The sequence below is a fragment of the Paenibacillus sp. FSL K6-1096 genome, from assembly GCF_037977055.1.
GTDB lineage: Bacteria > Bacillota > Bacilli > Paenibacillales > Paenibacillaceae > Paenibacillus_AQ.
Map to the genome: position 1 here is coordinate 508,982 of NZ_CP150274.1, position 22,109 is coordinate 531,090.

General features: G+C 56.9%; 18 protein-coding genes. 1 reads left to right on the forward strand and 17 read right to left on the reverse strand.

What is annotated here, in order from left to right:
• Positions 1-96 precede the first annotated feature (96 nt).
• The 3 genes from glnA to MHI24_RS02245 form a co-directional block, all read right to left on the reverse strand.
• Positions 97-1,425, reverse strand: coding sequence for a type I glutamate--ammonia ligase (gene glnA, locus MHI24_RS02235; RefSeq protein WP_340023937.1), 1,329 nt, complete (start codon positions 1,423-1,425; stop codon positions 97-99).
• A gap of 29 nt (positions 1,426-1,454) precedes the next feature.
• The gene (locus tag MHI24_RS02240) at positions 1,455-1,865 is read right to left on the reverse strand and encodes a MerR family transcriptional regulator (RefSeq protein WP_019910684.1); all 411 of its coding nucleotides are present in this window, start codon (positions 1,863-1,865) and stop codon (positions 1,455-1,457) included.
• Positions 1,866-2,124: 259 nt separating this feature from the next.
• Complete coding sequence (locus MHI24_RS02245) at positions 2,125-2,658, reverse strand: ATP-binding protein (RefSeq protein WP_340023938.1); 534 nt, start codon at positions 2,656-2,658, stop codon at positions 2,125-2,127.
• Between the two features lie 92 nt (positions 2,659-2,750).
• Here MHI24_RS02245 and MHI24_RS02250 point away from each other — a divergent pair, with 92 nt between their 5' ends.
• Positions 2,751-2,939 (forward strand): hypothetical protein, encoded by a 189-nt coding sequence (locus MHI24_RS02250; protein WP_340023939.1) that lies wholly within the window; start codon positions 2,751-2,753, stop codon positions 2,937-2,939.
• Between the two features lie 87 nt (positions 2,940-3,026).
• Here MHI24_RS02250 and MHI24_RS02255 read toward each other — a convergent pair whose 3' ends face one another.
• The 14 genes from MHI24_RS02255 to MHI24_RS02320 all read right to left on the reverse strand — a co-directional run bounded on the left by MHI24_RS02255 (position 3,027) and on the right by MHI24_RS02320 (position 22,096).
• Positions 3,027-4,280, reverse strand: a complete 1,254-nt coding sequence (locus MHI24_RS02255) for a methionine gamma-lyase family protein (protein WP_340023940.1) — start codon at positions 4,278-4,280, stop codon at positions 3,027-3,029.
• A 160-nt stretch (positions 4,281-4,440) separates the two neighbouring features.
• Positions 4,441-5,730 (reverse strand): GTPase HflX, encoded by a 1,290-nt coding sequence (gene hflX, locus MHI24_RS02260; protein ID WP_340023941.1) that lies wholly within the window; start codon positions 5,728-5,730, stop codon positions 4,441-4,443.
• A 41-nt stretch (positions 5,731-5,771) separates the two neighbouring features.
• Complete coding sequence (locus tag MHI24_RS02265) at positions 5,772-6,746, reverse strand: AAA family ATPase (protein WP_340023942.1); 975 nt, start codon at positions 6,744-6,746, stop codon at positions 5,772-5,774.
• A gap of 90 nt (positions 6,747-6,836) precedes the next feature.
• Positions 6,837-7,493, reverse strand: a complete 657-nt coding sequence (locus MHI24_RS02270) for a YdcF family protein (protein WP_340023943.1) — start codon at positions 7,491-7,493, stop codon at positions 6,837-6,839.
• 2 nt (positions 7,494-7,495) lie between these two features.
• Positions 7,496-8,050 (reverse strand): DUF402 domain-containing protein, encoded by a 555-nt coding sequence (locus MHI24_RS02275; protein WP_340023944.1) that lies wholly within the window; start codon positions 8,048-8,050, stop codon positions 7,496-7,498.
• A gap of 219 nt (positions 8,051-8,269) precedes the next feature.
• Positions 8,270-10,960, reverse strand: coding sequence for a PBP1A family penicillin-binding protein (locus MHI24_RS02280; RefSeq protein ID WP_340023945.1), 2,691 nt, complete (start codon positions 10,958-10,960; stop codon positions 8,270-8,272).
• Between the two features lie 139 nt (positions 10,961-11,099).
• Positions 11,100-11,339 carry an RNA chaperone Hfq gene (hfq, locus tag MHI24_RS02285; protein WP_340023946.1) on the reverse strand — a complete coding sequence of 80 codons (240 nt, stop codon included), beginning with the start codon at positions 11,337-11,339 and terminating at the stop codon, positions 11,100-11,102.
• A 19-nt stretch (positions 11,340-11,358) separates the two neighbouring features.
• Entirely contained in the window at positions 11,359-12,339 is a 981-nt protein-coding gene (gene miaA / locus MHI24_RS02290; protein WP_340023947.1) for a tRNA (adenosine(37)-N6)-dimethylallyltransferase MiaA, read from the reverse strand.
• Complete coding sequence (locus MHI24_RS02295; protein ID WP_340023948.1) at positions 12,323-13,108, reverse strand: class I SAM-dependent methyltransferase; 786 nt, start codon at positions 13,106-13,108, stop codon at positions 12,323-12,325. The genes miaA and MHI24_RS02295 overlap by 17 nt, the downstream gene beginning before the upstream one ends.
• 42 nt (positions 13,109-13,150) lie before the next feature.
• Positions 13,151-15,172 carry a DNA mismatch repair endonuclease MutL gene (mutL, locus tag MHI24_RS02300; RefSeq protein WP_340023949.1) on the reverse strand — a complete coding sequence of 674 codons (2,022 nt, stop codon included), beginning with the start codon at positions 15,170-15,172 and terminating at the stop codon, positions 13,151-13,153.
• A 65-nt stretch (positions 15,173-15,237) separates the two neighbouring features.
• On the reverse strand, positions 15,238-18,030 hold the full coding sequence (mutS, locus tag MHI24_RS02305; RefSeq protein ID WP_340023950.1) for a DNA mismatch repair protein MutS: 2,793 nt from the start codon (positions 18,028-18,030) through the stop codon (positions 15,238-15,240).
• A gap of 628 nt (positions 18,031-18,658) precedes the next feature.
• On the reverse strand, positions 18,659-19,036 hold the full coding sequence (locus MHI24_RS02310) for an STAS/SEC14 domain-containing protein (protein WP_340023951.1): 378 nt from the start codon (positions 19,034-19,036) through the stop codon (positions 18,659-18,661).
• 176 nt (positions 19,037-19,212) lie between these two features.
• On the reverse strand, positions 19,213-20,841 hold the full coding sequence (locus MHI24_RS02315) for a hypothetical protein (protein WP_340023952.1): 1,629 nt from the start codon (positions 20,839-20,841) through the stop codon (positions 19,213-19,215).
• A 697-nt stretch (positions 20,842-21,538) separates the two neighbouring features.
• Positions 21,539-22,096: an outer spore coat protein CotE gene (locus MHI24_RS02320; RefSeq protein WP_340023953.1), complete on the reverse strand. Its 558-nt coding sequence runs from the start codon at positions 22,094-22,096 to the stop codon at positions 21,539-21,541.
• Positions 22,097-22,109 lie beyond the last annotated feature (13 nt).

The window sequence follows — 22,109 nt, forward strand, 5'->3', positions numbered from 1 at the left end:
AGCGAGAAATAGAAGGATAAGTTATCGTGTGAAACAAATAAATTCTTATATTTCAAAAAAGCCCCCAGCGCTCAAAGCGCCAGGGGCTGCTGTATCCTAGTAAAGCGTCATGTACTGATCTCTCTCCCACTCGTGAACCTGGGTGCGGTAGATGTCCCATTCGATCTCTTTCAGCTCGTAGAAGTGGGCCAGGGCGTGTTCGCCAAGGGCTTCGGTGATGACATGGCTGCGGATCATTTCGTTCAGGGCTTCCTTCAGATCGGCCGGCAGGCTCGGGATGCCTTCTTCGATGCGCTCTTCCTCAGACATCACATAGATGTTGCGGTCGATTGGAGCCGGAAGCTCCAGCTGGCGCTTGATGCCGTCCAGACCTGCCTTCAACATTACAGCCAGTGCCAGGTAAGGGTTAGCTGCAGGGTCCGGGTTACGAACCTCTACGCGGGTGCTGAGCCCTCTGGAAGCCGGAATGCGGATCATCGGGCTGCGGTTGCTTGCAGACCAGGCTACATAGCAAGGTGCTTCATAACCAGGAACCAGACGCTTGTAGGAGTTAACGGTCGGGTTCGTGATCGCTGCAAAAGCACGTGCGTGCTTCAGAATTCCAGCCATGTAATAACGGGCGGTCTTGCTGAGACCCAGGGTATCGCTCTCATCATAGAACACGTTCTCATTGCCCTTGAACAGGGATTGGTGAGCGTGCATCCCGGAGCCGTTCATACCAAATAGAGGCTTAGGCATGAAGGTAGCATGCAGGCCATGATGGCGGGCAACCGTCTTCACGACCAGCTTGAAGGTCTGAATCTGATCCGCTGCCTTGATGGCATCGGCATATTTGAAGTCGATCTCATGCTGGCCGGAAGCCACTTCATGGTGGGAGGCTTCAATTTCAAAGCCCATTTCCTCCAGTGTCAGCACGATCTCACGGCGGCAGTTCTCACCAAGGTCCATAGGGGCAAGGTCAAAGTATCCGCCCTGGTCATTCAGTTCTGTTGTCGGATTGCCCTTCTCGTCAGTTCTGAACAGGAAGAATTCCGGCTCCGGTCCAACGTTCATAGCAGTGAAGCCCATTTCTTCCGCTTCCTGCAGACAGCGCTTCAGGATGCCGCGCGGGTCTCCGGCAAACGGCGTGCCGTCCGGCATGTATACATCACAGATCAGGCGCGCTACACGGCTGTCTGTTACCCAAGGGAAGATCACCCAGGTGCTCAGGTCCGGGTACAGATACATGTCGGATTCTTCGATACGGACATAACCTTCGATGGAAGATCCGTCGAACATCATTTTGTTATCAAGCGCCTTCTCCAGCTGGCTTACAGGAATCTCAACGTTCTTGATCGTTCCAAGCAAATCGGTAAATTGCAGGCGAATAAACCGGACGTTCTCATCCTTGGCAATACGCAGAATATCCTCTTTCGAATAGCTCACTTTACCCTCTCCCTTTCAAAAGCTCTATATTATTTATTAAAAAACCGGGATAGCTCACCTTGAATTAGAGACACTTGTCCCGGTCTTTTACCGGAAACCAGCTCCTGCTTCAGCAGACGGTGAAGCTGTGAATCAGACAATTCCCTACGGCGCACCTCAGTGTCAGGGGTAATGACCGTAGCTTCCTCCGATTCCTTCGAGACAGGATTCATCACCTGCTTGATGCCGGCAATATTGACGCCCTTCTCAATCAGCGCCTTAATCTCAAGCAACCGTTCGACATCATTAAAGGAGAACAAACGCTGGTTACCGGATGTACGTGCGGGTACGATCAGGCTGTGCTGCTCATAATAACGAATTTGTCTGGCCGATAGATCAGTTAACTTCATTACGATTCCAATAGGGAATAATGCCATATTTCTGCGGATTTCATCACCCATGACTCATCCAACCTTCCAATGATCTTTTTCTCATCTCATTGTACATTTCCTTATATGGCGTGTCAATGGTGTGTAAGTTTTTCTTACAAGATTTATTTACGCCACCGGAAATTAAGAGAATTAAGGGCCAGATTCATAGGCTTCAGCTTCCCGCAGTATATCACACAGACCATTCCTCACGCAAAAATACAGGCAGTTGCAAAACCAGCGGCAAGCCACTATTCCGCAACACAGCCGCAATATCCCGCTTTATGTCATATTATGCTTCAATAAGCCATTCTCCTTCTCCATCCGGCGTCTCAAACCCGTTCAGGAAACGGGTCAGAATCTCTTCGGTAATGGTGAATGCCGCATTAGCATCAAACCGTTCGCTGCGGATGCGAAGCCTCCGGCGCAGCTCTTCCGGCTCTACCTTCAGGTGGACCAGGACCCACTGTCCGCCATGCTGCTCAATCAGCTGTTTGTATTCGTCACGCCGGCGAAGCTGCCAGAAGCTGAAATCCACCACGACATGACGCTTCGCTGCAAGCAGCTCCATAAGCTCCTTCCGCAGCTTGCGTTCCGACTGCTCTTTGAAGGATTCATAAGCCTCTTCCGGGTAATCCAGGCCATACCGGCCATGTGTACTCCAGATGTCCTCATCGATGGACAGCCGGACGAATCCTTCCCGCTCCAGCTTGAGTGCAAAGGTCGTCTTGCCCGATCCCGCTACACCGCACATCATGACAACCAGCGGTGCTTGCTCCGAACGCTTGATCTCTATCAATGCTTCAACAGCTTCTGCTTCGTGCATGGAAGTCTCCTCCTATAAGCTCCGAATACCGAAACGCTTCCACCGGTAATTTCGTATTGGTGATTATAACAATAACGAACGGGGTGAGTCTTATGGATAATAATAATCTGGTATGCAAGACATGCGGACACAGTCATTTTGCCAAAGGAAAGCTGGAAGGCTACGCCGCAGTAAGACCCGTAGACAAATTCTTCTCTTTCGGCTCGGCTCTCACCTTAACCTTCTGCAAACGCTGCGGCGAAGTGGCTTCCATGAAGGTCACAGATCCACAGAAATTCTGATACGGTACCAAGCCGGGCGAGGAGCTGATATTCAAAAAAACAACCGTACAATCATCAGCATGTTGTACGGTTATATTACGTGATAGCCTACAGCAGCTTACGCTCCCTCATGCTCTGCAGAGCCATTAGCACGCCGTATTTCACATGGGAGTAGGTTAACCCTCCCTGCATGTAACCGATGTAAGGCGCGCGGATAGGCGCGTCTGCAGATAGCTCCAGGCTGCCTCCCTGGATGAATGTTCCGGCTGCCATGATGACCGGATGCTCATACCCCGGCATGTCCCACGGCTCCGGCACAACATGGCTGTCTACAGCCGCTGCGCGCTGAATGCCCTGTACGAAGGCGATCAGATGCTCAGCACTGTCAAAAGCCACCGCCTGGATCAGATCCGTCCGCGGCTCATTCCAGGCAGGCTTGGTGGTGAAGCCGCAGCGCTGGAATACAGCTGAAGCGAAGATGCTGCCCTTCACAGCTTGTCCAACCGTATGCGGGGCCATGAACAGCCCCTGATACAGGCCGCGTGTCGTGCCCAGCATGGCGCCCACCTCGCCGCCGATCCCCGGCGCGGTCAGGCGGTAAGCGGCCAGCTCCACCAGATCTGCCCGGCCGCAGATATAGCCCCCGGTCTCGGCGATGCCGCCGCCCGGATTCTTGATCAGCGAACCGGCGATCAGGTCAGCGCCTACCTGAGGCGGCTCCAGCGTCTCGGTGAACTCCCCGTAACAGTTATCTACGAATACGATGACATCCGCCTTGATGGCTTTTACTCTCGCCACCATCTCCCCGATCTCTGCCACCGTAAAAGAAGAACGCCAGTCATAGCCCCTTGACCGCTGAATGCCGATCACCTTGGTCTTGTCATTAATCGCTGCTGCGACCGCATCCCAGTCGATCTTGCCGTCAGCGGTCAATGCAGTCTCGCGGTAGCCGATTCCGTAATCCGCCAGGGAGCCTGTCCTGTCCCCCGGCTTGCCGATGACCTTGTGCAGCGTATCGTAGGGACGCCCTGTTATGTACAGCAGCTCATCTCCGGGTCTCAGTACTCCGAAGAGCGCTGTGGATATCGTATGTGTGCCTGAAGCGAAATGCGGGCGCACCAGCGCAGCTTCGCCGCCGAACACCTCGGCATAGACCAGATCCAGCACCTCACGCCCTCTATCGTTATAGGCATAGCCCGTGGACCCGGCAAAATGAAAATCGCTGACATGCTGGCGCTGAAACGCCTCTATGACCTTCCACTGGTTATGATCCACGATCCGGTCCAGCGCCTTCACGGCCGCTTCGATTTCATGCTCTGCAGCTTCCGCCGCCTGTAATAAATCCTCTGCAAATCCTGCCATGTCCCCTTGATCTCTCCTACTCTTCTTTATAATCTGAGCCTGCCACTTGCCTCAGGGCTATCTGACCCGCCGCCGCAACAAACCCCGCAGCGCAGATGCGGTGCGGGGGACGCAGAACACAGATCTTCAATCCATCCTGCTCAAGCGGCAACAGACAGTCTTACTTCTGTTCCGCGAATTCAGCCAGCTTGTAGCTCCATTTGGCATAATCTTCTTTGTTCACACGGACGGTATAGAGCACATCGTTCTCCTCATAATCCTGCTCCATGACATCGCCGACACGGTAGAGCAGCGAAGTCAGGTCTCCGCGGTCTGCCGGAATGCGGAATACCAGCGTGTCCCCGGCCAGCCCGTCTTCAATCGTGCTGGTAATCCGCGACAGGTCATCCTCATTGAATGCGCTGATCTTCAGGAAGCCATCTCCTGCAGGCAGCATCTCCAGCTGCTCCGGCTGGCACAGATCCTTCTTGTTGAACAAGACGATCTGCGGCTTGCCGGCCGCGCCCAGGTCCTGGAGAATCGCCTGGACGACCTCCATCTGCTCCTCCCGCATCGGGGAGGAGGCATCCACCACATGCAGCACCAGATTGGCTTCATTCACTTCCTCCAGCGTAGCGCGGAAGGAGGCAACCAGATCATGGGGCAGGTTCTGGATGAATCCGACCGTGTCGGTGAGAACCACATCTTTGCCCCCAGGCAGCTGCAGCACCCGCGAAGTCGGGTCGAGTGTAGCGAATAGCTGATTCTCAATATATACATCGGCATCGGTTAGCTGCTTCAGCAGCGTGGACTTGCCTGCATTGGTGTAGCCGACCAGGGCAACCTGGACCGCGCCGCTCTTACGGCGGCGTTCCCGGTGCAGCTCCCGGGTCTTGACGACCTCATCCAGCTGGCGCTTCAGCTCGGAGATACGGTCACGGATATGCCGGCGGTCCGTCTCCAGCTTGCTCTCCCCCGGGCCTCTGGTACCGATCCCCCCGCCGAGCCGGGACAGGTTCTTACCGTGCCCGGACAGACGCGGAAGCAGATAAGAGAGCTGGGCCAGCTCCACCTGGATGATCCCCTCGCGTGTCTTGGCCCGTCCGGCAAAAATATCCAGGATCAGCTGGGTACGGTCAATAATCTTCAGATCCAGCGCCTCTTCCAGGTTGCGCACCTGCGCCCCGGACAGCTCCTGGTCGAAGATCGCAGTGTTCGCGCCAAGACCGTCCGCGGCCATTCTCAGCTCCTCGACCTTGCCTTTCCCGATGAACCATTTGGAATCCGGGGTTTCTTTATTCTGCCTGAGCACATCAAGCACCTCGACCCCGGCCGTCTCCGCGAGCTGCACCAGCTCCTGCAGTGACAGCTCGGGATCGATGCCCGTGCGTTTGATTTTGTCCGTAACCAGACTGACAAGAATCGCCCGGTCCTTAGCTTCTGTCTCTGTGTCATGTGTTGTGCTTGCCATTCACTCTATGCTCCTTGTCTCTGTTCTTCATCTCATGCCGGCTACCCCTTGAAATCCTCCGTCCGCAGCGTCATCAGCTCCTGCTTGCCGGGACTTGAGCTCTCATACTGGTTCAGCAGGCGCACAGCCTGGGCACGTACAGCCTTCTCAATGCTGTTGCGTACAAACCTGGCGTTGCTGAAGGCGTGAAGACTCTCTGTTTTTTCGTTAAGCAATTGCTGCTTGAGTCTGAGTATGGCCTGCGGCATCAGAATATAATCACGGTCCTTGGCCATCAGCTCGGCAATCTGCAGCAGCTGGTCTATCGTATAATCGGGGAATTCAACCTGAATCGGGAACCGCGAAGGCAGACCGGGATTGCTCATCAGAAAATAATCAATCTCGCCGGAATACCCGGCAAGAATCAGGACAAACTGGCTGCGGTGGTCCTCCATAGACTTCACCAGCGTATCGATGGCTTCCTTGCCGAAGTCCTTGTCTCCGCCGCGGGCCAGGCTGTAAGCCTCGTCGATGAACAGAATGCCGCCGAGCGCTTTTTTGACGAGATCCCGTGTCTTCTGGGCGGTATGTCCAATATATTCCCCTACCAGGTCGGCGCGCTCGACTTCAATAAGATGTCCTTTGCTGAGGACGCCCATGCGCTGGAACAGCTTCGCCACTATGCGTGCAACGGTGGTTTTGCCTGTGCCCGGATTGCCCTTGAACACCATATGGTAGGCCTGGCCTCCGCTGGCAAGTCCCGCTTCACTGCGCATCTGGGCCACCTGCAGCAGGGCATAGATCTCGAATACCAGCTCCTTGATGTTATCCAGACCTACGAGTGCATCCAGCTCCCGGCTCAGCTCCTGAAACAGGCCGCTGTGGGTGCCGGCTCTCGGGGGGGCCGCACTGCCTGCGTTCTCTGCCGGCAAGCCTGACACCGGCGCCGGAGCCGGATGGTTCAGCACAATATTAATCTGTCTGGACGGTCTGCGTTCCTCACGTCCGCTGCTTGCCGCCGCTACATGTCCGTTCACCTAGTTCACCTCATTATACAGGTCTGACTTGCTCTAACCAGTCTATTCCGGTATATAAGGGGTTATTAGCAGTTTCGGAAATTAGCAGAATTATAAGCTCAGCTGCTGGAATTTCCATTTGGTGTAGGCCAGAATCTCGCGGCTCTTATACTTCAGCATCGACATGACCTTGGACTCCGTAACGCCGAGCTGCGGGCTGCTGTACCCAAGCTCACGCGCAATCTCCAGGGCACGGCGGCCGTGGAAGTCATGCGTTATAATCACTGCGGTGGACCAGCCGTTCTGCTGCATCACGGACTTGCTGAACAGCAGATTCTCATAGGTGCTGGTAGATTGGTCTTCAAGCGCGATCACATTCTCCGGCACTCCCTTGGCTACCAGATACCGCTTCATGCCTTCAGCTTCCGTGTACTTATAATCCGGCTGGTCCAGCCCTCCGGAGACAACGAAATGGCTGAACGCACCCGAATGGTACAGCTCCAGCCCGTAATCCAGCCGCTCCTTCAGTCCGGGACTCGGTTCATCTCCCCACATCGACATGCCGAGAATGACACCTGCGTCCGCCTTCACCATCGGTGCAGTGGTTTCAGCGCTGTTAATCCGGTTAAAGACGACTGCACACCAGAGGAGTCCGGCTGCAATTAATACTGCAAGACCCGCCAGCAGTACCCGCTTGCGGCGGTGCCCCCGCTTCCGGGAGACTTTGCGGATCGGGGAAGATCCCCGGTGATACACATACCATTCCATGATTATTTCCTCCTGAATTCTCCGTGATGAAACAATTCGGCACGATGCTTCAGCGAGAGGGCGAAATAGGGAAAGGCATGGGCGTCTATCGTTCGCAGAATTGCACTTGCTGTGGACCAGGCCAGATTATAATCACCATCGGTGATATCCTCCCGCTCCCGCGCTTCCTCCAGTTCATCCTCGTCCAGCAGAAACACTTCACCGTTCCACAGGACTACTACATCGAGATACAGGTCATCGAACCAGGGAACGCCCTGATCGGTCACGCCCTGCACCTTGCAGGTGTCAATGTACCACTGCACGATGTTCTGCCGTTCATCAAACATGGCCGTAACAATATAGTGGCTGTCCTTGGGAAAATACTGCAGCCATGAATAGCCTTTGTCCGCAATGCGGTATGTATGCCTGCCGTAGCTCTTCCACAGCGGCTCCTTCAGCCCGTATATCGTGTAGAGCGTGATATACCCGCTGAATTCCCGGGTCTCCACATAGCGGCAGGCAAAGTGGCGGCGCGTAATCCGGCGCCAGTTGGCCCGGTCTCCGAATTTACGTTTCATATGATTAACCCTCTTCTGATAATAGTGCCTTCAGCTTAACACATTTCGCAGACACACTCAAAAAGAACTATAGCGGAATATTCCGCAAGGCCGCAGGCAAAGAACGTCCAGGCCAGCCGCAACAGGAAAAAACCCGCCAGCCGGGAGCTCTGCTCATCGCAGAATTCTACAGGCTGGCGGGGTTATCATTGCAAGCAGCAGACTTCAGAAGACTGCACCTTACTGCGGTGTGCCAACGCCTTCGACGAAGCCGCTGCTTGGATCACCGGCCGGGTCTGTGACAGCGCCCGGATCAGGGTTCGTTCCGGGATCAGCGGTCGCTTCCGGCGGCGGTGTGGACTGTGGCGGCGGTGTCACCTCAGGCTGCGCTGTTGCTGGACCTCCGCCATTACCGTTCCCGTTACCGTTGCCATTGCCATTACCGTTGCCATTACCGTTGCCGTTACCATTACCGTGGTTGCCCGGACCGTTATTGCCCGGACCATTATTACCCGGCCCGTTGTTCCCTGGTCCGTTGCCTTGGCCGTTATTGCCCGGACCGTTATCCCCGGGATTCTCCCCGTTATCTCCGTTGCCGGGATTGTCAATGTTCCCAGGATCATCGGTCGGCAGGTTCGGATCGATCGTCGGCTCCGGCTCCGGTGTCTGGAGTTCATCCTGTACGGACACCGTGACGGTCTCCGAAGGCTCGCTCTCCTGGCCCAGCTCCTGGTAATAGGCGGTCACATAATATTCATAGGACAGTCCCGGCATCGCACTGATGTCGCCAATGGTGGACGCCATCGTGCTCAATAGCTGGGTGAAGTCCGCTTCCGAGGATTCCCGGCGGTATATGCGGTATTCTACACCGCTGTCCGCAGCAGGAGTCCAGCTCATGTTGACCGTCATGGTGTTCGGATCGTAAGCGGCCTGGAAGCCTGCTACCGCAGACACCGCTTCAGGAGTCGGGGTAGCCTCCGGTTCTTCTGCTCCTTTCGGAACAGGGAACTGCTTGGCAGGAACGCCTTCCAGCGCCTTCTCCATCACCTTGCCCCAGAAGGCCGCGGCCAGCGGGCTGCTGTTCTTCAGCAGATGGGTCTTGCTCGGCTTGTCATAGCCCATCCAGACCGCCGCCGTCCATTCCGGCGTATAGCCGACGAACCAGACGTCACGGTTGGAGCTGATGCCCTTGTATCCACTCTGTGTCGTACCGGTCTTGCCGGCAACCGGACGGTTGATTTTGGCCCGCTTCCCTGTGCCGTCCTGTACGACACGCTGCATCATCTCGGTCATCTGATACGCTGTCTGCTCGCTCATCACGCGTTCCGGCTTGGTGTTCGCCTTGTAGACGGTCTTGTCGTCGCTGTCGGCAATTGACTTGATGGAATACGCCTGGCGCAGCTCGCCGCCATTGGCGAACGCGCTGTAGGCCTGGGCCATCTCCATCGTATTAGTCCCCTTGCTCATACCGCCAAGGGCCAGCGACAGATTCTTGTCTTCATCCTTCAGATCAATCCCCAGCTTCTTGGCGAACTGGAAGCCGGTATTTACGCCAATCTCATTCAGCAGCCAGACCGCCGGAATATTCTCCGACTTCGTCAGCGCATCGCTCATGCTGATTGATCGCGAATATCCGTGCAGGTTGTTCGGACAGTAGGTGCCGAAGCACTGCTTCTCATTGCTCAGCGTGGAATCCATCGTGAACTTGCCGGATTCCAGCGCCGGCGCATAGGATACCAGCGGCTTGAAGGCGGAACCCGGGGAGCGGCGGCTGCCTTCGATGCGGCTGTAGCCTTTTTTCTCATAATTGCGTCCGCCGAGCAGCGCCACGATGCTGCCGTTCTCCTGGTTGATAATCGTCATGGAGCCCTGCACCAGCTCATCGTCTACGCTTTTCTCGAAGTTATCGCTGTCGGCAAAAGCATCTTCAACGGTCTCCTGGGCATGCTTATCCATTGTAGTGTAAATCTTGTATCCGCCGATGTTCAGATCGTCCTCGGTCAGTCCGAATCTGTCTTCGGCTTCGTCAATCGCATAATCAATGAACGCCTGGTAACGCTGCTTCTTCTCCGGCGGCTTGTAGTTGTAATCTACCGCCTTCGCCTCGTCCATCTGCTCCTTGGTAATCAGCTTCTGATCATACATGAGCTGAAGCACTACGCCGCGGCGTTCCTTGGACAGCTCGGGATTGCGCAGCGGATTATAGCGGGACGGCCCCTTTGGCATTGCAGCCAGGGTCGCCATTTCCCACAGCTTAAGGTCATTTAGATTACTTTTGCCAAAATAACGGATTGATGCCGCCTTGATCCCATAGATTGTACCCCCGAACGGAATCCGGTTCAGGTACATCGTGATAATCTGCTCTTTGGATTCTGTCTTCTCCAACGCCACTGCAATCGATACCTCGGTTGCTTTACGGAAGAACGTCTTGTCACGGTTCAGGAAGATATTCTTTGCCAGCTGCTGGGTAATCGTACTGCCGCCTTCTACCATACTCCGGGCCGCAATATCCTTGACCGCCGCGCGTCCGATGGACCAGAGGTCCACCCCGTTATGCTCGAAGAACCGTTTATCCTCGGTGGCTACGAATGCTTTAATCAGCATCTGGGGAATATCCTCGTATTCCACCGGATCGCTTTTCTCCAAGGCCAGCTCGCCGATCAGGTTCCGGTTCCGGTCAAATATCTGCGTCGGCGGATTCACCGTCAGCTTATCCCTGTTCTCCTCCAGCAGCTTCTGGCCGTTCAGCATAATGAACAGATAGCCGCCCAGCGCACAGAAAATAGCCAGGGCCACGGAGAAAAACAGGCTCCACAGCACACGCTTTTTGGTTAAGAATCTCTTCTTCTTCTTGGGCTTTGGTTTGGACGGCGGCTGGCTGCCTCTGTTTCTGTTGCCTCCGCCGCTCCTGGTTAGTTGGTCTCTCGACATGCTGCCTCCTGACTCCCTTAACGGAAAAAACATGAATGATGTTCACGAATGAAAAGAACAACCCTCGCAGGTTGCTCTCTCGCACTCTCTATTCAAACGATTTATAAGCAAAAAGGTTTCGCTTCAAGACTGGAAAATCTTAAACCTCGTTCGTGTTGTCCTGCATCAGCGACACACTGCGCTGCGGGGTAAAGGTGGAAATCGCGTGCTTGTACACCATCTGCTGGCGCCCGTCACTGTCGATGACAATGGTAAAGTTGTCAAAGGCCTTGATGATGCCCCGGATCTGAAAGCCGTTGGTCAAATATACTGTAGCAGGGATATTCTCTTTGCGCAGCTGGTTCAAGAACGTATCTTGAATGTTAATGGACTTGTTCATATGACGTACCCCCAATGGTTCAATTAGATTGTTCAGAAGTATATTCAAGACCTGAGAGAAACTTTCCTGCTATTATAGCACGTATTTTTTCAAAATTCTCAGAAAAGTTTCCGCTCTCCAGTACGTCAACCCACTGAATCTCCTTCATGTGTCGAAACCATGACAACTGCCGCTTGGCGAAACGGCGGGTATCGCGCTTCAGCAGCACCACAGCTTCGGCAAGCGTAGTCTCTCCTTCCAGATAGGCGGCAATCTCCTTATAGCCCAGGCCCTGCATCGAGACCAGGCTCCTGCCGTAGCCCTTCTCCAGCAGCCCCTGCACCTCGGCGACAAGCCCCTCCGCCAGCATCTGGTCGATTCGGTCTTCAATACGTTTATATAGTATTTGCCGGTCCATTGTCAAACCGATGAGGCATAAATCATATGGCGACTCCTTCTTCTGGACGGCCAGCGAGTCGGATAACGGAACATTCGTCTGGTGGTGAATCTCCAGCGCGCGGATGATTCTTCGCCGGTCATTGGGGTGCAGCCGCTCTGCGCTGACCGGGTCCACTGCCGCGAGGCGGGCATGCAGGGCTTCTGCCCCATGCGCTTCGGCGTATGCCTCCTGCTCGCTGCGGAATGCCTCATCAGCGACGGCCTCCGAGAAGCGGAAGCCGTAGCACAGGGATTCAATATAGAGGCCCGTTCCGCCCACAATAAAAGGCAGCTTGCCCCTGCCGCTGATCTCTTCGATCAGCCGGGCGCCCTGCTCCTGGAATTCGGCTACGGAATACGCCTCGTGCGGATTATGAATATCAATCAGATGATGCGGAATGCCGTTCATCTCTGCCGGAGGGATCTTCGCCGTCCCGATATCCATCCCCCGGTAGACCTGCATGGAATCCCCGGAGATAATCTCCGCCCCCAGGGCTTCGGCCAGCTCCAGGCTGAGTCGGGTCTTGCCGACCGCTGTCGGACCCAGCAGCACCAGCACCTTGCGTCTAGTCTCTGTTGTCAATGGTAATCACCCCGTACGATGTTTTGGCGCTGGATCTCAGCAGCTCTGTGAAGCCCAGGCGGGCGAATTCTCCGCTCAGCGCCTTCTCCTTCAGCAGCACGGTTTTGCGCGCCACCCGGCAAGCTTCAGCTACGCTGGCGGCCGAGAGCGCGGCGGGATTGGCGAATTGCCGCAGCGGCGAGATCGCCGCCGAGCCGGTCAGCGGTACCCGGAACATCGGGTCGAAATAGACGATATCGACACTGTTATCCGGCTGCGCCCGCAGGTAATCCAGATGGTCGCCATGCTGCACATCAATGCGGCGCAGCGCCTCATTCACCTTCGTCTGGCCGGAGACATAGGTCGCCATTCCCTCCAGCAGCAGCGCGTACAGCGGGAGGGAACTCTCCAGCGCCGTCACCCGGGAATGCTCACCGCCGGCGACGGCAAACAGCAGCGCGTCTCCCCCCAGGCCTGCCGTGCAGTCCAGCACACTGTCTCCGCGCTGCATTCCGGCTGCCTCAATCATCGGGTCGGCTTCTCCGCGAATGATCCGCTTCGCCCGCACGAAGCCCATGCTGGGATGAAACTCCATGTCAGGCATCCCTGGCGTCATGAGCCGGACCGCCTCCTGCAGCACAACCAGAATCTCTCCGTCTCCGGCATGCTCCGCAAGCTTCGTGATGGAGAATCTGGCCCGCGGGATATAAGCGCAGCCGGTGCGCTCGGCCAGCCGCTTCGCCCGGCCTGTCACTTCAGGTATCGGGTCAAAGCCCGTTGTTATAATCATGTTGCCTCCGATCTTGCTCTTGTCAAATATACAATATAACCTCTACATCACGCGCTTAAACAGCTTCTCCAGATCATACGCCGAGAAGGAGACGACGATTGGACGGCCGTGCGGACAGGTATAAGGCTGACGGCAGGCAGCGAGCCTGCTGAGCAGCGACTCTACCTCCAGCTCCGTCAGCTTCTGGTTCGCCTTGATCGAAGCCTTGCAGGAGCAGAGGATGGAGGATTTCTCGCGCAGCTTGGCCAGGTCAATGGACCGTTCGCTTAAGACCCACTCGGCCATCTCCTCGACAACCGCCTTCTCATCGCCTTCCGGGAACCAGTACGGCAGCGAACGGACCAGGAAGGTCTGACCGCCGAAATGCTCCAGAACAACCCCGGCCTGCTCGAACCAGTGCAGCCGCTCGCTGAGCTGTTTGCTCTCCGAAGGGGTGAACTCCAGCGTAATCGGGATCAGCAGCTCCTGCGAGGCATCCTCAGGCTTGCCGAACTTCTCATAATAGAATTCGTAATTCACCCGCTCATGCGCAGCATGCTGGTCGATCAGATACAGACCGCTGTCGTTCTGGGCGATAATATACGTTCCGTGATGCTGCCCGATATAATTCAGCTCCGGGAACTGCGGCAATCCGGATTCGGTATGCTCCGCCGGAGCATACAGCTCCCCGGCACCCGGCTGCGGACGGTAGCTCCCCTGCGGGCGGACGGGCGGCGGACCTTGAGTCCCGCTCCGGTATGGAGCCGGGGGAGCATTCCCGCCGCTATAGGCTGCCGCCGACTCTCTGGCCTGCGGCTGCGCCGGGGAATAGCTGCCGGCCGAAGCAGAAGCGGCCGGGCTTGTGCTGCCCGGGAACGGAGCCTGGCTCCAATCCCCCCTGCCGGGCGGGTTCAGACGACTGGCAGCAGATTGGCCGGGCGCTCCCGGGCCGGAGCTGAGCTGGCCCGGCAATTCTGCTCTTGTATCCTGCTGCCCCGCACCCGGAGCAGTGCCTCTAGGGAAGGCGAACTGCTCCTGTATGAAGGAGCTGCTGTTCTTGCCGCCAATGATCTCCTTGGTCGGACGCGGAATCAGGGTCTGCCCCATCAGCAGCGCACGGAGCTGCTGCTCAACGAAGGCATACAGCTCTGCTTCCTTGCTGAAGCGGACCTCCAGCTTGGCCGGATGCACGTTAACATCGACCAGCGACGGATGCATGTCCAGCTCCAGAACCAGCAGCGGATAGCGGTTAATCGGCAGCAGGGTATGGTACGCGCGCATGATCGCTGCGTTCAGACCGTTGCTGCGGATATACCGTCCGCCGACAATCGTTGTCACCGCATTGCGGTTCGAGCGGGTCCATTCCGGACGGCTGATATAGCCGGACAGCTTGTAATCCGGGTCCTCTGCGGCAACCGGCAGCATCGCCTTGGCGGCAGAGGTGCCGTACACGGCGGCAATAACCTGCAGCAGATCACCGTTGCCCAGCGTGCGCAGCAGCTGGTTGCTGTTATGATGCAGGGTGAAGGAGATATCCGGGTGGGCCAGCGCCATCCGGTACATCGCGTCCGAGATATGGCCCAGCTCGGTCTGGATGCTCTTCATATACTTCAGCCTTGCCGGTGTATTGTAGAATAATTCCGAGACGGTAACATCGCTCCCCCGGCCGGAGGGCGAATCCTCATTCTGAATAAGCTTGCCGCCTTCGATGACAAGCCGCCTGCCCTTGCCGTCCTCCCCGCTTGCGGTCAGCAGCGCCAGCTTGGAGACCGCCGCGATACTGGGCAGCGCCTCGCCACGGAAGCCGAGGCTGGTGATCTGGAACAGATCGCGGCCGTTCATAATTTTGCTGGTGGCGTGGCGGTAGAAGGCCGTCTCGCAATCCTCCGGCTCGATGCCGGAGCCGTTATCCTTCACGCGGATGCTCTGGAGGCCGCCCTCTTCCGCGGACACCTCAATGCGCGTGCTTCCGGCATCAATCGCATTCTCCACCAGCTCCTTCACAACGGAAGCCGGGCGCTCCACCACCTCACCGGCAGCAATCTGGTTGGCAATATGCTCGTCCAGCACATGGATTCTGGCCATATTCGTTCACCTCGCCTGATATAGAATGGAATAATGGAAAATTTCAAAACATTACCGGCTGTGGCCTACAGGTCCCGTGCCTTCAGCTTCAGCTCGTTCAGCAGGCCCATCGCCTGCAGCGGCGTCATGTTCATCAGATCCGCGTCCTGAACGGCTGCAACCAGTTCCTTGAGCAGCGGATTCTCCCGGGCCGGAGCTGATGCCGCCCCGCCCTTGCCCTTCTTACGCGGCTCTTCCTCGCCAAAAATAGAAAGCTGCACAACCTCATTGTCCTCTTCCTCGGCCAAAGTTGCAAGGGAAGCGGCTGCCTCCTGCTGGCCGGCAGTCAATGAAACGGCTGCGGAGCCATTAAGAGGAAGCGCTGAAGCATCCGAAGATACACCACTGGCTGCCGGAATTTCCCGGAGGACCGGACCGGAAGCCTCTCTTCCCCCCGTGCCGTAGTTCAGCTGTGCGCTGCCCGGAGGGACGGCCTGTTCAATGCTCTGCAGCAGGCCGTAAGCCCGGTCAATAATGCCTTCCGGCAGCCCGGCCAGCCGCGCACAGTAGATGCCGTAGCTGCTGTCCGCAGCACCCGGCACCAGCTTGCGCAGGAAGTTGACCTTATCCCCGCTCTCCTGAACCGCCATCGAATAGTTCCGCAGGCCCTTAAGGCTCTGCTCCAGATGAGCCAGCTCATGAAAATGCGTCGAGACCAGTGCCTTACAGGCAATGGTATCATGCACATATTCGATCACCGCCTGCGCGATAGCCATCCCCTCGCTGGTCGAGGTTCCCCGGCCCAGCTCGTCGATGATGATCAGGCTGCGGGCGGTGGCTTTCTCCGTCATGACCTGGATGTCGGCCATCTCCACCATGAACGTGCTCTGACCGCCGATCAGGTCATCCGCCGCGCCGATCCGCGTGAAGATGCGGTCGATCAGCGGAACCTCGGCGCTGTCCGCCGGGACGAAGCAGCCGATCTGGGCCATGATGCAGATGAGCGCCACCTGGCGCATATAGGTGCTTTTACCGGCCATATTCGGTCCTGTAATCAGGAGGATATTGCCTTCATCCCTGCTCAGCGTGCTGCCGTTGGCAATGAAAGCGGAGTCCTTCAGCACGGCCTCCACAACCGGATGGCGTCCGCCTTCAAGCCGCAGGTCATAGCTGTCAGACAGCTTCGGCTTGACGAAGCGCTGCTCGGCGCTCACGGCGGCCAGCCCTTGATACACATCGATCTCCGCCACCTTCTCAGCCAGCGCCTGCAGACGCGGAACCTGGCTGCTGATCTGCTCGCGAAGCTCGATAAACAAGCTGTATTCCAGATCGGTCATTTTGTCCTGGGCCTCCAGGATCAGCGCTTCCTTCTCCTTCAGCTCCGGGGTCACATAACGCTCGGCGTTCGCCAGCGTCTGCTTGCGCTCGTACCGTCCTTCCGGCAGTGACGACAGGTTGGAGCGGGTTACTTCTATATAATATCCGAAGATTTTGTTGTACCCGATCTTCAGCGACTTGATTCCGGTCACCTGGCGCTCCTTCGCTTCCAGCTCGGCAATCCAGCGCTTGCCGCTGCTGCTCGCCTCCCGCAGCTCATCGAGCCGCTTATGGAAGCCTGCGCGGATAATCCCCCCGTCACGGACAGACACCGGCGGATCTTCAACGATCGCCGCCTCGATGTCCTCCCGCAGCTCTGCGCATTCATCCATTGACGCGCCGATCTCCCTTAACGTAGCGGATCCAGAGGACAGGCACATCTCCTTCAGCACAGGGATCTGGGCCAGCGACAGCTTCAGCGCATTCATATCCCGGCCGTTCGCGCTGCCGAAGGCAATGCGTCCGACCAGACGCTCCAGGTCGTAGATTTCCTTCAGCGCCCCGCGCAGATCCTCGCGGACAATGAACTGGTTATACAGATAATCGACCGCCTCCAGGCGGCGCTCAATCGGCGCGCGCTGCAAAAGCGGCTTATCGATCCGGCGGCGCAGCAGGCGTCCGCCCATCGAGGTCTCGGTGCGGTCGAGCAGCCAGAGCAGTGAGCCTTTCTTAGAACGTTCCCGTACAGTCTCGGTCAGCTCCAGATTCCGCCGGGTGAACGGATCAAGAATCATGTAGTTGCCCGGCTCATAAGGAGAGATCTGCGTGAGCTGCCCGAGTGACCGGCGCTGGGTCTCGCTGAGATAGGAGATCAGCAGCGCCAGAGCGCGGCCGCGCTCCTTCTCCAGCCGGACCCAGGCCGCTTCGCCGAACTGGCGGCGGGCCAGCCCTTCCTCCAGCTTGTCCCACGGCGTGTAGACCACCGGCTTGGCCAGTATGGAAGCTTCGCTGCGCAGCAGCTCCAGCAGGCCCGGGTCGCCCATAATCTCGGCAGGCTCATAGACCCCGATCTCATCGCGCAGCCACTCTTCATTGCCCGGCACAGAGGTGACATACAGCTCCCCTGTCGTCAAATCGCAGGCGGCCAGCGCCATCATCCCGTCCTCTTCGGTGACGCAGACGAGATAGTTGTTGCTTTTGTCCGTAATGCTCTTGCCATCCATGACTGTACCGGGGGTTATCACCCGGACAATATCGCGGCGGACCATCCCTTTGGTGACTGCGGGATCATCAAGCTGCTCGCAGATGGCGACCTTGTAGCCTTTTTCAATCAGGCGCTGTATGTATCCTTCCGCGGCATGATAAGGCACCCCGCACATCGGAATCTTCTCTCCTACACCGCCGTCGCGGCCCGTTAACGTAATCTCCAGCTCTTTGGACGCCAGCAGCGCATCCTCAAAGAACATCTCATAGAAATCGCCCAGCCGAAAGAAAAGGAAAGCGTCCTTGGCCCCTTCCTTCACTTTCAGATACTGCTGAATCATCGGCGTATAATTTGCCATCGTCTACCTCCATGCCTACTTCATACTGTTCTCTATTATAGCAGAAACTTCACCGGTAACGTTACCCGCTAGACTCAGGGGCTTCTGCTAAAAGCTGGTGCGGGCGGGAAAGAGGGGGTGCTGGGTGAGTGCTGGGTGAGTGCTGGGTGAGTGCTGGGTGAGTGCTGGGTGAGTGCTGGGTGAGTGCTGGGTGAGTGCTGGGTGAGCGCTGGGAGGACGGTTGGAGGGGATTTGCCGGTAAAAAAGCATTTTATCTGGGAGGTACAGGAAATAAATTGTTGATGGGGTGACTAAGCTCAGGGGAGCACATGGGGTGTGGTGGTGGAGGCGCGTGGGGTGAGATTGTGTTCGGTTTTTCGATTACATTTGGTCCACACGCCGCCGTTGAGCCGAATGGATACTGTTTTTAGCATACATCTGGTCCGCTCGCCCACACACAGGCCCATTGTATACTGTTTTCCGCATACATTTGGTCCACGTGCCTCTGCAGCGCCGAATGTGTTCGGTTTTTCGATTATATTTTGGTCCACGCGCCTCCGCAGCGCCGAATGTGATCGGTTTTTCAATTACATTTTGGGCACGTGCCTCGCACAGCAGTTGATTGTGTGCACACGATTCAATCAAAGTGTTAAATCGGATAATCACTTAGCCAGGTCAACGCCTGTTCATAATCATCGAAAAATTTCACAGATTCCTTGGTATTTGTCTGCTGTAGATGCTTCAGGATCTCCCCTTCTTCCAGAAGAAACGCAATGGCCTTGCTGTAATTCAGAATGGACTCATTGAAGAACTTATCTTTCCATGCTTTTTGCACCGAAAAATGATCCGGCACGTATCCTTGGCGGTCCACCAGCAGCTTGAACTTCCGGCCCCCGGATATAAATTGCTCACATACCTGCCCGAAGCCGTCAAACCATTCATTTACTTCCTCTAATCCAATCCTGCCAGTTAAACGGGTTACAATTACATCGCCTGCAACGGTTGTGCTGATATTCGGATTAGTCAATTCATAATCATTCCTCTCAATGACAATTATGTAAGTTACAGTCCCATGAAATCAATAAGAAATATATTTCGAGGGTGTCAGAGAGGATAATTCATTATGGCATTCAGCTAAAAAACAGCCGCCTGCACAGGCTCCTCCGCTTAAGCGGCAGCGGAGCGTGAGCGGCGGCGGTCTGGTTAAGAAGGGGGCAGCGCCCCGGAGACGGACGGGGCGCTGCCCAGCCAAGAGCCGCGGATATCCCGCGACTCATCCCAGGTCCGCTGTGCGGCGATGGCACGCAGCAGCGGACCGATCCAACGGGCGGCCTCCGCGTAGCCGCCCAGCCCGCGCAGCTGCGCCTCCAGGGGAGGCCAGGCTGCGCGCAGCGGGGTTTTGTCGCCGTTGTAATAGGCGGCATGAAGATCCTCCCGGTCGAGCGGGCGCAGCGGCAGGTCTTCATAATGGCTCACGATCAGGTGAGCCAGGGCGACCGCGCCTTTGGCGATGACCGGGGAGACCAGGAAGCTCGGCAGGGTCCGGTACTCGAAGCCGCCATGCGGCTGGAGGCGGAAATCGCCGAGCACGCCATAGCGGGGACGGCGGGCCGCAGCCCGGACGTCCTCCAGCAAAAACATCGGCAGCGCGAGATAATTGTCGAGCGCGCGCAGGAGCGGCGCACACAGCGTCACGCCGCTGAAGTGCAGGTGGCCGCCGAGGGCCCAGCCCCGCAGCGGCATGCCTCCCGCCCGCCAGCCCAGCGAGCGGTCGGCAATGAGCCGGTCCGCCTCGCGCGCGGCGGACATCAGCTGCGCCAGCAGCGCCCGCGGGTTCCCGCGCGGCGCGGGGCGCAGCTCCGCTACCGGGAACACGCCGCGCGTTCCCGGGGGTCCGGCATCGCAGCCCGCGATGCCGTCCGTGGGCAGGTGCCGCGACGCCGGCACGACGCGGCCCGTGGATTCCCGGAGCAGCAGGAACTCCGGGTCCATCCCCATCAGCAGCCCGGGACGTCCGGGCTGCTCAAGGCCCAGCCGCCGGTCCAGCTCAGCGGAAGCGGAACGGTACGGCTCAGGCAGCGGCGCGCCAGGTTCGGGCATCAGCGGAGTGATGCCCGTCACCGCATACCGCCGCCCGCCCATGGCCCGCAGCTCCACCTCGCCGCTGTCCAGCCCCAGGCTGTAGAGCGCCCGCACCGCCGTTGTCTGGAGCACTCCAGCCGCCCCCCGCACCTCTCTCCTGGACTCACCTACCTCCTCATTTTCATGCCCACCGTGCCTGTCTGCACTTCTCTCCTCACGCTCATTTCCATCCCCACTATGCCCGCCGGCACTTCTTACCTCGCGTCCATTTCCATCCCCACTGTGCCCGCCGGCACTTCTTTCCTCTTGCTCATTTCCATCCCCACTATGCCTGCCAGCACTTCTTTCCTCGCGCTCATATTCATACCCACCGTGCCCGTTGCCACTTCTTTCTTCACGTCCATTTCCCGCCTGCTCTCCAGTATGCTCATGGCTAGTCCCATACTCTATCCTTCCATTTGCGTCTGCACCATTCCATAACCTTCCAGCACCCCGGAGCACACTCCCCATAGCGGCACCTGCGCCGAGAGGGTGGCATTCCAGCACTGCCAAGTTGAAGATAATGACCCGGTAATGCTGTTTGTAGCTTACGGGGTCTTGTCCATGAATATATGTACGGCTCTCTCCAGTTTCCTTACGTTTGGCCTGCCGGGTTAGTGCACCGGGGTCAACCTCAATCCCGCAGCGCCGGAGCCTGCCTTCTACCTGAACCGGTGCCAGCCCCCGGAATATATGAAGCCCCTCGTTCATGCCTTGGCCTCCGTCCATCAATATATGTTCAAGCCGCGTCCAGTGCCAACTACCTTTCCGAACGCACCTAAGCAGTCACCATACAATCCTCCCAGAGCAAGCCGATTACCCACACCCGCTATACCTCTTCTTGCCCATAATTTCCTTGGCTCATATCCGTCGCGTTCAAATCTACAACGTCCCTTTCTTCACCTCTTACCCATACTACCCGGCACATTATAGTACACAACTAACCCTCATACTCTCCTCCAGCCCTTATCCGTCACATTCAAGTGCATAAATACCCCTCATTCCCGCTCAAACCCACATTTCGCACAATAGCATTAATACCCTTCATTCCCTCTTTTCATCTACATCCGCCACGTTCAAGTGCACGATTACACCTCATTCTCTTCCATCCACGCCCGCCGGGGAGTGAGAGAAACGGGTGACCGCGGCCGCGGGCTGGTTAATAATTGGAAATCCGGCAGCGGAGTGCAGCACAATGGCTGATAGCTGCGGGGAGACCCATTGTTCTCCCGTCAGCCCCAGTTACACACATCCTTTATTGAGCCTGCCAGCCTCCCCATCCCATCACTGAATAAATATTTCCCCCTTTTTCAAAAAAAAGAGGGCATTCGCCCTCTTCGCCGCTGCCCTCTCTACATATAATGGATCATAACCCGCACAGTGACAGCGGCAAGCGGCGCTTTGCATCCTACAACTCATCATCCAGGGCGTCAGGGTCCAGATCATCGTAATCAAAGCTTTCACCTTCGAAATCATAATCCTTGTCTTCCGGATCATCGCTCTGATCGCTGACATACACGCGGACCTTGGTCTCAGCCACCAGCTCCGCCTCGAACTCGCGTTCCACCCGCAGCGTCACGCTGCCGCCGCCCGGCGATACCCCGGCTTCCACGCAATTAGGTTCCTGCGTTGCCTCCGCAGAGACCTGCGCAGTGGAAGCGCGGTGTCTCGGATCGAGATACGACAATGGAATCAGCTCCACATAGGAGACAGTTTCCTTGGCGACCTCGGTCTGTTTGTTTTTGTCGTAAGAGTACCAGATGTTCACATCGTAGGTACCGATTACTTCGATTCCGTTCCCGGCGGCAACCGCTTCGTACTGGTGGTTAATAATCCATGCCCCCAGAATACTCGTCGGATGATGTGGCGGAGTCACGGTATGAGTTGCTGTAGAGAACTTACGACCTTTGCCGCAAACTGCCTTCGTAATGATCTCCCTTGTTTGACGTTTATGGCTTAATGACATCTTTGAACCTCCT